The following is an 11,433-nucleotide window of genomic DNA, read 5'->3' on the forward strand; positions in this document are numbered from 1 at the left end:
GAGCCCATTGTCGACCTGTTGCCGGTGCGATGTCAGCCGTCTGCGGTGCATTGGGTGACCGGCCGATCAGGCACGGTGACGCAGGCCGGGGAGGAGCATGGGCACCCGCTTGCGGTACGCCAGGTAATCGGCACCGAACGCGCGGACCAGGTCCCGCTCCTCCAACTGGATACCGAGGAGGACGAATCCGGTGGTCGCGATGGCGAAGACGAGGTGTCCGACGGTCATCGTCGGTGCCACCCAGAACGCGATGAGGAAGCCGAGATAGATGGGATGGCGCACTATTCCGTACCAGAGCGGTGTGACGAACCGGTACGTCGGCGCCGGACGACCTCGCGCATCGGCGATCACCTGCCGCAGTCCGAAGAGATCGAAGTGGTCGATGAGGATTGTCGACGCCAAGACGAGTAGCCAACCCGCCAGCGACACCGCGACCAGGACGCTCGACAATCGCGTTCCGGACACGTCCCAGAGCTCGGCCGTCATCGGACACCACCACCACATCAGTGCGGCGAGGCACAACGAGGCGGCGAGCACATAGGTGCTGCGCTCTACCGTGGCCGGCACGATGCGCGTCCACCACCGTTTGAAGCCTGCGCGGGCCATCACGCTGTGCTGCGCGGCGAAGAGCGTCAGCAACAAGACATTCACCAGCAGCGCGATCTCCGCTGGGACGGTCGGGCCGCCACGATCGATGGTCCGGGGAACGAGATCAGTGTCGCCGATCGACATGCGGATGTCCTCGACGAAAGCGATGGCCCAGGAGAACACCAGCAGGAAAAGGACATACGCGGTTGCGCCGTATCCGACGGCGGCGATCCGCGCGGCAAACGCGCCGGCCCCGGGGGCCCGGCGACGCATCGTCGTCGTCATCACGCCATCTCCGATCGGGCCGCGACCACGTCGTCAGCCGAGGGGATCGGCGATGTGAAACTCGCCTGTCCGACAAAGAACAACCCGCGCTGGGGTAACCAGAAATCCCCGAGGGCCGCCTGGACGTCGAGCGGGCCGGGGGCGCCGAGATCCTGCCCCCGATGGGTGGCCTCGGCGGTCGCCACCCGCCAGACCTGAAGCGGGGTGGCCCGGAACCGATGCCCGTTCGGCGTCCGGCCACACAATCGCATGCGGCCGGCGCCCAGCACGGCCCCTGCCATCGGACCCATGGCAGTCAAGACCGACGGGCTGGTCAGTGCCCGCAGGGGCATCATGGCACCCATCGCGGTCAAGATCCTCGTGGCAGGAGACGACGCCAGACCGATCCGCCAGTGCAGGGCGTCGCCGAGAGTCACCTCGACATCGGACTCGCCGGTCCAGGCGATGTCGATGGAGGGAACCCGCCGAACGTCCGCGGCCGCGCCGAAGTAGCGGGGACAGCTCGCCTCCGGATCGGTTGTCGTGTGGATTGTCCACCTGCCCTGCGGGTCTCGGTGCCAGATCGTCCGGTAGGGAGCGCCGAGCGAACTGGCGACCATCTCGCGCAGCGCGAGATAGTGGCCTGATGCGAAGGGCATCCCCATGATGCCGTAACCGGCGAACCGTTCGTCGGTTCCACCCGGCAGTTCGGGACGTGCGCGCAGGGCGGTGACCGCCTCGTGAGGAGTGTGGGTGCTCATGGGGTTCAGTTTGTGCCGCACCCCGCCGTCGGCGCGTGGGGCAAATGCCTCAGATGCAGATCAGGAGCGCAGACGCATGAGCCGAATTCCCTAGGAGACAACTCCGTCGACGTACACCCACTGCCCGTCGAGACGTTCGAACCGGCTGCGCTCGTGAAGTGAGCCGCGGATCCCGCCCTGCCGATGGTGCGCGGTGAACACCACCTCGCCGGTGGTGTCGAACGGCGTTCCACCAGTAGTCGATTCGATGTCGAGTCGGTACCACTGCAAGGTGCCGTCGAGGTCGAGGATGCGGGGCCGCGTGCGCGGATGCCAGCTCGCCAGCAGGTGATCGCGGTCGCCGACCGCGAACGCCGTGAACCGTGACCGCATCAGCGCCTCGGCGGTTCCGGCCTGCCGCTCGCCGGCAAGGATCGGACCGCAGCATTCGTCGAGGGTCAGGCCCGACAGACACGGGCACCGCTCGCTTCCCGACCGGACGTTCCTCGAAATGCTCACCATCGTGAGCCTAGGCCCTCGAAACCGTCGACAGCGGATTGACAGCGTGCGCACACGCCGACCGCAGCACCGAACGGTGTGATGACATCATGATCACCACCGAAAACACCTCGACCGACACAGTTCTCGTCGTCATGGACGGCAGTACCCGCGCACACGCCATCGTTCACCAGGTCCTCCGATCGGGGCGCAACGTCGTTCTGACGGGCCCGTCGTCGCACGATGTCGTCCCGTTTGTCGATGCCGCCGTACGCGATCGCGTGTGGGCCGTCGTCTCCGATCCGTCGGATCCCGACCAGGTCGCCGCGGTCATCGAGCGCGCCATCGACATCGTCGGGCCGGTCATCATGATCGTCGACCCGAGCGGCCTGCTGTCCGACGTCCGATCCGCCGACCGACTGATCGCCTGACCCGACCGAACCGGTCGACGCTGAACCGCCGTACTGATTGCCGGGGTCGAGTAGCTTCTGATTCGTGTCCGGCAACGCCACCGACCCCGAGCCCACCGACGACGAGCTGGTCCTGCTCGCAGATGCCGACCGGCGTGCGCGGACATGGACCGCCGGTATCGGATCGTCGGCTCGCCGCGTCTTCCCGTCCGCAGAGTCGCTGGCCGGATTGAGCCGTCTCGACGAGCCGCTCACCGCAGCGGGCAGGCCGGCAGGCGAGACGATCGCGATGCTCGACGAGGTGGCCGGTGACTGCGTTGTCGCCTCCAACGATCCGCGCTACTTCGGGTTCGTCGTCGGGTCGACACTCCCGGTGGCCGCAGCGGCAGAACGCATCGCTCTCGCATGGGACCAGTGCGCGTCGTCGTTCGACAACTCCCCCGCCGCGCACGTCCTGGAGAAGCAGGCGGGCCGATGGGTACTCGATGCACTTGATCTACCGCGCTCGTCGGCCGTCGGCTTCACCACCAGCGCCACCGCAGGCGCCGTCACCGCAATAACCGCGGCGCGGCGGGCGCTCCTGCTCCGGCACGGATGGGACGTCGATCAGCGCGGTTTGCACGGTGCACCGACCGTCCGGGTCGTCATTGGCGAGTTGGCCCATATCACCGTCGTCCGGGCGCTGCGCATCCTCGGATTCGGGCTCGAGAACATCGAGCGAGCACCGGTCGACGAGTACGGGCGAGTCACCGCGGCGGCGGTGCCCGATCTGGACGACATGACCCTCGTGATCCTGCAGGCCGGGGAGGTGAACACCGGCGAGTTCGATCCGTTCGCCGACATCATCCCCGCGGCGCGCCGGGCAGGTGCCTGGGTCCACGTCGACGGCGCGTTCGGACTGTGGGCACGGGCGTCGGGGACGCATCGAGTTCTCACCACCGGGATCGACGCCGCCGACAGTTGGACGACCGACGGGCACAAGTGGCTCAACACGCCGTACGACAGCGCCATGGTGATCGTCCGGGACGCCGACGCGTTGTCGTCGGCGATGAACTCCGATGCCGTATATCTGGCCGGCCCGCCAGATGCGCAGAAGAACCTGACGCTCGAGTTCTCGCGTCGAGCGCGTGGGATACCGATCTGGGCCGTATTGCGCACACTGGGCGCCGGTGGTGTCGAGGAGCTGGTCGACCGCTGCGTCGCCCTGGCGGGGCATGCCGCGGAAGGACTGCGCGCCAACGGCTTCACGGTGCTCAACCGATGCGTGCTGAATCAGGTCCTGGTCCGGGCCGACACCCCGGACCGGACCCAGACTGTCCGGGAGCAACTGCAACAGAGTGGACGGGTGTGGTTCGGCCCGACAGTGTGGCAGGGCGAACCGGCATTTCGCATCTCGGTGTCGTCGTGGCGCACGCGACGGGAGCACATCGACGAACTCGTCGAGCTTCTCACCGCGGAGCTCGCGCGTTCGCGGTGAGTGCGGATCTCGATACGCCCCGGGCTCGCTACGCTCGCACGTGGCTACTCGATCAGCGGGAAGGGCAGCGGGATGAGCGCGCGACCACTCGCCGGGAAGGGCGTCGCGTCACGGTTGGCTACCGCCTTTGTCATCTCTCCGCGCCCGCGTCGTCGATCGATATAGCATCGCCAGACGCCGGGCACCTGTCGACCTCGTCGTGACGGGCTTGGGGCAACAACTCAATGGTCGAACCCAGGTACGGGCATTCTCAAGGGAGAGTCATGTCTACGAACTCGGCGAACCAGATCGTCCAGGGTGTCGGTGGACCCGGCAACATCGAGAGTCTCACCCACTGCGCCACCCGGTTGCGGTTCCAGCTCCACGATGCGTCGGGAGTCGAACAGTCCGCGCTCGAGGCGATCGACGGTGTGATGGGGGCCGTCCCGCAGGGCGGTGACCGCTACCAGGTGGTCATCGGCGGCGGTGTACAGACCGTCTACAACGAGATCATGGCGCTGCCCGGGATGGGTGGCGGTGGCGCCCCTGTGGACGCGGCCGCCATCAAGGCCGCGGAGCGCGCCAAGGGACCGCGAGGCAAGTCCGCCTGGCTCGACTCTCTTTTCGAGTACCTCTCCGACTCGTTCCGACCGATCCTCGGGGCTCTGCTCGGCGCCTCACTGTTCATCACGTTCATGTCCCTGATGAGCACGCTCGGAGTGATCGGCAACTGGGCCGATCCGCGAACCGAACTGTCGCCGTCGTGGCAGTTCGTCAACCTCTGCTGGCAGTGTGTGTTCGTCTTCCTGCCGCTGATGATCGCGTACAACGCCTCGAAGAAGCTCGACGCCGACCCGTGGGTGGGGTTCGCGATCATGGCCGTCCTGATGCTGCCGACCTATACGAGCTTCGGCGAGAACGCCCAACAGCACACCATTTTCGGATTCGACGTCCAGACGATCGACATCTTCGGCGTTCCGCTGACGGTCTTCGACTACAGCTCGCAGGTGTTCCCGCCGCTGCTGATGGCCGCCGTCCTCGGACCACTGTACAAATTGCTCAAGAAGGTCATCCCGGAGAACGTCCAACTGATCTTCGTGCCGTTCCTGGCGATGCTGATCATGATCCCGTTGACGGCGTTCCTCATCGGCCCCATCGGCGTCTACGTCGGCGCCGGCCTGGCCGACATCCTCAAGTCCATCAACGACTTCTCGCCCTTCATCTTCGCGATCGTGATCCCGCTCGCGTACCCGTTCATGGTGCCGTTGGGGCTGCACTGGCCGATCAACGCGATCATGCTCCTCAACATCCAGACCCTCGGGTACGACTTCATCCAAGGCCCGATGGGCGCATGGAACTTCGCCTGTTTCGGTGCCACCGCAGGCGTCCTTCTCATCGCCTGGCGCGAACGCGACGCACAGATGCGACAAACCGCGACCGGCGCTCTCGCCGCCGGTCTGCTCGGCGGCATCTCGGAGCCATCCCTGTACGGCATCCACCTCCGATTCAAACGGATCTATCCACGAATGCTCGTGGGCTGCTTCGTCGGCGGCCTCATCATCGGCATCGGCGGTGGCGTCACCACGAACGCGTTCGTCTTCACCTCGCTGCTGACCATCCCGGCGTTCGACAGTGTCATCCTGTACTCGATCGCGGTGGCCGCAGCATTCTTCACGGCGATGGTCCTGGTGGTCCTGTCCGGCTACCGCACACCCGAACAGCAAGCCGAGTTCGAGGCCGCGCGGGATGCCGGATTGGAATCCCCTGGCCCGATCCCCTTGGACGATTCGGCACACGGGGTCGCGACGGCGGCCGCCCTGGCGGATGCGGAGACCACCTCGGCGACGGCCGGTGGGGTCGCGGTCGCCGAGGCCCCGACCACCACGGGCACGGTTCGTGGCGCGATCACGAAGATTCCGTCCCCGCTCGACGGCACCGTGGTGCCGCTGAGCGAGGTCCCGGATCCGGTGTTCGCGAAAGGCACGATGGGTGGCGGCGTGGCAATCGTGCCGTCCGGCGACACCGTCTACGCCCCGGCGGTCGCGACGATCGTGGCGGCACAGCCGACCGGCCACGCCCTCGGTATGGTCCTCGACGGCGGCATCGAACTGTTGATCCACATCGGCATCGACACCGTCCAACTGAAGGGCGAAGGCTTCGACGTCAAGGTCAAGGCCGGTCAGAAGGTGGAGGTCGGGACCCCGTTGGTCACCTTCGATCGCAAGGTCATCGAGGCCGCAGGATATCCGCTGATAACACCGGTGGTCGTGATGAACACGAAGAAGTTCGCCTCGGTCGAGCAGATCGCCGAGGGTGAGACGACGGTGGGAACCCCGGTCATCGCCGTCGAGGCGAAACCCGCGACGTGATGGCCCCTTGGTCACGCCGGCTCGTCAGGGACCGGGCCGGAGGACGTTCATCGACACGAGGACGAACTGACGCACCCGGCCCGACACCTGCGAACCACACGTCGACAGCAGCGGGTCGGACATCTGCTCGGCGAGGATCACCTCGACCGGGCCGTCGTGGCCGTCGAGTACGACGCGGATCCGGTGATCGCCTCGCTGTACGTCCAGCGGTGCCAGCGCGTCGATCCGGTCCTCGCCGGTCTCCTGCCGCACGAAATGCTGGGCCGCCTGCACCGGATGCGGCAACGAGGTCCGTCCCCGCAGGTGTGCATCATCCAGTCTCCCCGCGTTGTACAACCGGATGAGGGCAGCGGGGTCGTCGCTCGAATCGACCCGCCCGTAGCTCAGGCCGTGCGGTAGCACGAGCATCGTCGCAGCGAATCGATCACCGCCCAGATGTGAACATTCCCAGGTCCATTCGGGGAACTCGGTGGCGATGGCGGTGGTCGCCGCCCGGCCGCGCACCGCGCAGCACTGGTCGTGTTTGCCGTGGGCGCAGATCGCGATCACCGGGTCCGGTGACGATGTGCCGTCGGAGCCGTCCAACGCGAGATCCAGATAGCCCGTCGGGTCGTCGACCTCTCCATGACGGATCGACTCCTCGCCCGGATTCGAGTGCACGACGAACCACCGCCAGCGCGGCGTCGGGGCACGCTTGCCCGGTCGGCGAATGGCGACTATGCGCATCCCGGTCGCCTCCACTCGACGAACGATGGATCGGCCGAGTGCGGGATCGATGATCTTGGGTGAGTTGAGGAACACCGACGGTCCCCATGGGCCTGAGAGCTCCAGGAGCAGCCAGGAGAATCCGGCCGAGGCCGTGCCGTACATCGGGTCACCGCGCTCCAGCGACTGATCGCTGCACGGGAGACCACCCGTCACACCGTCGCCCCGGGTGTCGGCGGCTCGGCGGGAACCACAACGGCCTCGCGCAGCAGCCGCCGTATCAGGACGAGGCCGTCGGCGGTATCGAGTCCGGGCAGTGCGTCCGCGTGCACCACGTCTCCGCGGGCCACCGTGTACAGGGCGTCAGCGCAGTACCCGGGAAAACCGATCGTCCGGCCGTGCAGTCGCAGCTCGACACGCTCCCCTGCCCGCGACACCGATCCCACCAGCCCGTGCCGCCAGCACACCGGCGTCGCGGCGTCCAGGTCGGCGATGATGCCGGCCGTGCGCAACGGTCGCACCGAGACCGGTCGAGTCTGTTCGGCGAACCGCGCGCGCAATCGCGTGGCGGTGGCGGCACCGAGATCGGCGCTCCGGTCCCGCAGCACGGCGACGAGGGCCGCCATCGTCTTCGCCGCCATCGCCTCGGTCTCGTCGGGGTCGGTCAGGTCGATGGCCATCGGTAGCGAGGAGCGGAACTCCTCGATGTGACCGAGTTCGTCGACGACCGCCCGTGCCAGGTCGACGACGGTGGTCGCGGACACCCCGATGGTGAGATGAATCGACGTCTCAGCCTGTGCCTGCGCGGAGTGAATCCACCCACGGGGCAGGTACAGCACGTCACCCGGGGTCAGCACCGTGTCGATGACCGGGTCGTCAGTCGTCCGCGCCTCGATGGCCGCGCGATGATCGGTCCACGGCTGTGAGGCGAGCGGATCCCGGTGCACCGGCTCATGGACCGTCCATCGCTTGCGCCCGCCGGTTTGCAGGATGAACACGTCGTGGACGTCGTAGTGCGCGTCGAAACCACGGTTGCTCGCCGGCGTGACGTACGCGTTGGCCTGCACCGGATGGCCGAGGTCGTCGACCATGGCCCGTCCGAAGTCGATCACCGGCGGCCACAGTCGGTGCAGCCCCTGCAGCACGATCGTCGCACCGGCCGCGAACTGGGCGAGCACCTGCGCGGAATCGACCTGGTCGGGCATCTCCGCACCGAACCCGGCCGGCCCCGTGTAGCAGTCGCGACCGACGAGGCCACCGTCCCTGGCCATCCGGATGAACGGTGCCCTAAGGCCGCGTTGGGAGATCAGTTCGTCGACATCCGATGCCGACAGCAGATCACCGAAATCGCTGGGCAGCGAGTCCGAACGGCTGAGCAGCGGCCGCCTGCCCCAGTATTCGCGCCCGAATGTCGCGGGATCGACCGAGATACAGCGACTGAGCATGGTGCGCCGGTCAGGCGGTTCCGTCGGCACCGCCGTCGTGGCCGTCCGGATTCGTGCCGCCGTCGGCCGGTCCCTCACCGGCACCAGCGGTTCCATCGGCACCGCCATCGTGGCCATCCGGATTCGAGCCGCCGTCGGCCGGTCCCTCACCGGCACCAGCAGTTCCATCGGCACCGCCATCGTGGCCGTCCGGATTCGAGCCGCCGTCGGCCACACCTTCGCCGCCTCCGGAGGTGGTGATGTCATCGTCGTCGAGTGCCATCGGATTCCTTTCGTCGTCGGAGCTGTACGTGGGCTCCTCTCCCACTATGAAGAGATCTCACGGCAGTGTCCCGTCATTGAGCGGATCGATCCGCGACCGCCGCTCATCCGATCCGAATGATTTCCTCTCACCAGGGACGACATCCGACGTCAGCAGGTGTTTGACGGCGTAATCTTGCCCGGTGCAACACTGGCGCGTCCTGATCATTCTGTGCGCTGCGCAGTTCATCATGGTGCTCGACACCACGGTCATGAATGTGTCCGTGTCCAGCGTCGTGGTCGACCTCGACACGACCATCACCCAGGTGCAGTTGGCGATCACGCTCTACACCCTGGTGATGGGTTCGTTCATGCTGTTCGGCGGTCGACTCGGCGACATGTTCGGACGTCGTCGGGTGTTCTCGATCGGCCTGATCGTCTACGGCATCGGGTCATTGATCACCGCGTTCAGCCCCAACATCGGAGTTCTGCTGTTCGGCTGGTCGTTTGTCGAGGGCGCCGGCGCGGTGTTGGTGATGCCGGCGATCATCTCGCTCACCGCAACCAATTACGACGGCAAGGACCGCGCCACCGCGTACAGCGCATTGGGTGGGATCGCCGCCGCCGGTGCGGCGGCCGGCCCGCTGATAGGCGGATGGGTCACCGAGGTACTGACGTGGCGGGTCGTCTTCGCAGCCGAGACAGTGGTGTGTCTGGCCGTGATCGCGTGTGTGCGGGTCATCTCGGACACCGACCGGTCGACCTCGCGTCGGATGGATTGGGGCGGCACTTTCCTCTCGGCTGCAGGTCTTGGCCTCATCGTGTTGGCGTTCCTGCAGTCCGGCACCTGGGGCTTCGTCCGGCCATCCGGGGCATTGACCATCGCGGGCAAGGAGATCACGCCGTTCGGGCTCTCGGTGGTGCCGTTCATGATCGCGGCCGGGGTGTTCGTCCTCATCGGATTCTTCCGCTGGGAACGTCACGTCATCTCGCGCGGTGAGACGCCCTTGATGCACCCCGACCTGCTGCGAAAACTCCAGTTGCGCAACGGGCTCGTCATGATGGTCGCGCAGCAGACGATCATCGGCGGGATCTTCTTCGTGATCCCGATCTACCTCCAGTACGTTCTGCTGAAGAATGCGTTCGAGACGGGTGTGAAGCTGGCTCCCATGTCGGTCGCCATGCTGGTCGCCGCCTTTGCGAGCCCGAAACTCGCTGCGACACAATCGCCACGGCGTATGGTCCGCCTCGGTCTGATACTCGTCATCGTCGGATCGTCCGTGCTGGTGACCACGATCGAGCCGCAACTCAACGGGGTGTTGTTCGCGATCGGGATGGCGATTTTCGGAGCCGGATTCGGGTTCATCGCCTCACAACTCGGCAACGTCATCATGTCATCGGTCGGCGACCGCGACCGAGGTGAGGCCGGCGGCCTCCAGGGCACGGCGCAGAACATCGGGACGTCTGTCGGGGTCGCCCTCCTCGGCGCGCTGCTCATCGCATCGCTCAGCAGCGGATTCAACAATGCCGCCCAAGCCGATCCGAATCTGTCCGAGCAGAGCAAGACCCGGGTCGCCGAGCTCTCCGCCGACGGGGTCGAGATCGTGACCGGAGATCAGCTCACCGAGGCGGCCGAGGCGAACGGCTTGTCGCCCCAGGACGTCGAGCAACTCTCGCAGCATTACGGGGAGGCTCAGATCCAGTCGATCAAGGACTCGATCCTGCTCGCCATCCTGCTTGCCGGGCTGGGTCTCGTCGTCGCACAGCGCCTCCCCCGACAACCTGGTGCGGAACTCGGTTCGACCGCGATGGTCGGCGCCGAACCCGAACCCGAGAATCCCTGACGGCCCGCGGCCGGACACAGGCCAGAGACGCAAAGACCTCACCTCTTGTCCGGGACCCTGCGCGCGCAATGTCGCTGACAAGAGGTGAGGTCTTTGGAGATTCAGCTGCCGAGGATCTTCGCCTTCTGAGCGGCGAACTCCTGCTCGGTCAGGATGCCTTGCTGATAGAGCGCACCGAGTTCCTTGAGCTGTTCGATGGTGTCCGGGGCAGGCGACGCGGCAGGCGGGGCCGGAGGTGCTGCTTGCGGCACCGGTTGGGGCTGCGCATAGCGCTGCTGATTGTCGTATTCCTGTTGCGCCCACCGGTTCGACTGACGGCGGGACACACGGTTGCTCACCGACGTCGCAGTTCCGGCGATGACGGCGGTACGCGCGGCCGCGCGGATGAGTCCGGGCATGATGATCTCCTTCTGAGGGTCGGACGTGATCGCCGAAACTGGGCCGTCAGGCCTCCGCGGCGTCCAGGGTTTCGAGGAATTCGTCCATCGGGATACGACCGGCGGACACCATCTGGCCACCGTTTCGTCGCAGTGCTGCAGCAAAGCCTGCAGCCCAGGCATTTTCGTACACGATGATCGCCGCCGCGGTCCCCGGCTGCAGCACCGATGCCGCTTCGGAGACGTCGTCGGTCGAGATCAGATCGGTGGAGACACCGTCGAAAACCTCGAAATCGGCGCCCAGCTGGTCGAGTTCGATCTGGGTGATCGAGCCGTCCTCGTCCTTCATCACGAAGGCGAGATCGATGATGCGGATGACTCCGCGATCCACCAGGTCGATCAGGTAGGGAATCGCCTCTCCGTTCGGCTGCTTGTCTGGCCATTCCAATACGACGTAGTCGATGGGTCCGAGCTCTTGGGCGGCTTCTTCGGTCATG

Annotated in this window: 12 protein-coding genes; 4 read left to right on the plus strand and 8 right to left on the minus strand. The window is 66.3% G+C overall.

Features of this window, described 5'->3' with window-relative positions:
• Nucleotides 1-66: 66 nt before the first annotated feature.
• The 3 genes from mddA to OVA31_RS00340 all read right to left on the minus strand — a co-directional run bounded on the left by mddA (nucleotide 67) and on the right by OVA31_RS00340 (nucleotide 2,114).
• A complete protein-coding gene (mddA, locus tag OVA31_RS00330; protein WP_267629183.1) occupies nucleotides 67-873 on the minus strand; it encodes a methanethiol S-methyltransferase in 807 nt (268 codons plus the stop codon).
• Nucleotides 873-1,613, minus strand: coding sequence for a hypothetical protein (locus tag OVA31_RS00335; protein WP_267629184.1), 741 nt, complete (start codon nucleotides 1,611-1,613; stop codon nucleotides 873-875). The genes mddA and OVA31_RS00335 overlap by 1 nt, the downstream gene beginning before the upstream one ends.
• 90 nt (nucleotides 1,614-1,703) lie before the next feature.
• Nucleotides 1,704-2,114 (minus strand): YchJ family protein, encoded by a 411-nt coding sequence (locus OVA31_RS00340; RefSeq protein WP_267629185.1) that lies wholly within the window; start codon nucleotides 2,112-2,114, stop codon nucleotides 1,704-1,706.
• An 86-nt stretch (nucleotides 2,115-2,200) separates the two neighbouring features.
• Here OVA31_RS00340 and OVA31_RS00345 point away from each other — a divergent pair, with 86 nt between their 5' ends.
• From OVA31_RS00345 to OVA31_RS00355, 3 genes are all read left to right on the plus strand, one after another.
• A complete protein-coding gene (locus OVA31_RS00345; protein WP_267629186.1) occupies nucleotides 2,201-2,521 on the plus strand; it encodes a hypothetical protein in 321 nt (106 codons plus the stop codon).
• A gap of 64 nt (nucleotides 2,522-2,585) precedes the next feature.
• Nucleotides 2,586-3,977, plus strand: a complete 1,392-nt coding sequence (locus tag OVA31_RS00350) for a pyridoxal phosphate-dependent decarboxylase family protein (RefSeq protein WP_267629187.1) — start codon at nucleotides 2,586-2,588, stop codon at nucleotides 3,975-3,977.
• Nucleotides 3,978-4,240: 263 nt separating this feature from the next.
• Entirely contained in the window at nucleotides 4,241-6,325 is a 2,085-nt protein-coding gene (locus tag OVA31_RS00355; RefSeq protein ID WP_267629188.1) for a glucose PTS transporter subunit IIA, read from the plus strand.
• 24 nt (nucleotides 6,326-6,349) lie between these two features.
• Here OVA31_RS00355 and OVA31_RS00360 read toward each other — a convergent pair whose 3' ends face one another.
• The 3 genes from OVA31_RS00360 to OVA31_RS00370 are packed head-to-tail and all read right to left on the minus strand — an operon-like array spanning nucleotide 6,350 to nucleotide 8,737.
• Nucleotides 6,350-7,195, minus strand: coding sequence for a sucrase ferredoxin (locus OVA31_RS00360; protein WP_267629189.1), 846 nt, complete (start codon nucleotides 7,193-7,195; stop codon nucleotides 6,350-6,352).
• 47 nt (nucleotides 7,196-7,242) lie between these two features.
• Nucleotides 7,243-8,475, minus strand: coding sequence for a cupin domain-containing protein (locus OVA31_RS00365; RefSeq protein WP_267631342.1), 1,233 nt, complete (start codon nucleotides 8,473-8,475; stop codon nucleotides 7,243-7,245).
• 10 nt (nucleotides 8,476-8,485) lie between these two features.
• Nucleotides 8,486-8,737: a BatC protein gene (locus tag OVA31_RS00370; RefSeq protein WP_267629190.1), complete on the minus strand. Its 252-nt coding sequence runs from the start codon at nucleotides 8,735-8,737 to the stop codon at nucleotides 8,486-8,488.
• A gap of 181 nt (nucleotides 8,738-8,918) precedes the next feature.
• Between OVA31_RS00370 and OVA31_RS00375 the strand changes: the two genes are divergently transcribed.
• Nucleotides 8,919-10,559 (plus strand): MFS transporter, encoded by a 1,641-nt coding sequence (locus OVA31_RS00375; RefSeq protein ID WP_267629191.1) that lies wholly within the window; start codon nucleotides 8,919-8,921, stop codon nucleotides 10,557-10,559.
• A 101-nt stretch (nucleotides 10,560-10,660) separates the two neighbouring features.
• On the opposite strand, the gene OVA31_RS00380 is transcribed toward OVA31_RS00375, so the two are convergent.
• Together OVA31_RS00380 and OVA31_RS00385 are read right to left on the minus strand one after the other, a co-directional pair.
• Nucleotides 10,661-10,957, minus strand: a complete 297-nt coding sequence (locus OVA31_RS00380; protein ID WP_267629192.1) for an SHOCT domain-containing protein — start codon at nucleotides 10,955-10,957, stop codon at nucleotides 10,661-10,663.
• A 46-nt stretch (nucleotides 10,958-11,003) separates the two neighbouring features.
• On the minus strand, nucleotides 11,004-11,432 hold the full coding sequence (locus tag OVA31_RS00385) for a DUF6325 family protein (protein WP_267629193.1): 429 nt from the start codon (nucleotides 11,430-11,432) through the stop codon (nucleotides 11,004-11,006).
• Between the last annotated feature and the right edge of the window lies 1 nt (nucleotide 11,433).

It is taken from the genome of Gordonia sp. SL306, assembly GCF_026625785.1.
Taxonomy (GTDB): Bacteria; Actinomycetota; Actinomycetes; order Mycobacteriales; family Mycobacteriaceae; genus Gordonia.

Coding starts and splice junctions, on each gene's coding strand:
- mddA (WP_267629183.1), bottom strand. CDS start 873: ATGACGACGACGATGCGTCGCCGGGCCCCCGGGGCCGGCGCGTTTGCC.
- OVA31_RS00335 (WP_267629184.1), bottom strand. CDS start 1,613: ATGAGCACCCACACTCCTCACGAGGCGGTCACCGCCCTGCGCGCACGT.
- OVA31_RS00340 (WP_267629185.1), bottom strand. CDS start 2,114: ATGGTGAGCATTTCGAGGAACGTCCGGTCGGGAAGCGAGCGGTGCCCG.
- OVA31_RS00345 (WP_267629186.1), top strand. CDS start 2,201: ATGATCACCACCGAAAACACCTCGACCGACACAGTTCTCGTCGTCATG.
- OVA31_RS00355 (WP_267629188.1), top strand. CDS start 4,241: ATGTCTACGAACTCGGCGAACCAGATCGTCCAGGGTGTCGGTGGACCC.
- OVA31_RS00360 (WP_267629189.1), bottom strand. CDS start 7,195: ATGTACGGCACGGCCTCGGCCGGATTCTCCTGGCTGCTCCTGGAGCTC.
- OVA31_RS00365 (WP_267631342.1), bottom strand. CDS start 8,475: ATGCTCAGTCGCTGTATCTCGGTCGATCCCGCGACATTCGGGCGCGAA.
- OVA31_RS00370 (WP_267629190.1), bottom strand. CDS start 8,737: ATGGCACTCGACGACGATGACATCACCACCTCCGGAGGCGGCGAAGGT.
- OVA31_RS00380 (WP_267629192.1), bottom strand. CDS start 10,957: ATGCCCGGACTCATCCGCGCGGCCGCGCGTACCGCCGTCATCGCCGGA.
- OVA31_RS00385 (WP_267629193.1), bottom strand. CDS start 11,432: ATGACCGAAGAAGCCGCCCAAGAGCTCGGACCCATCGACTACGTCGTA.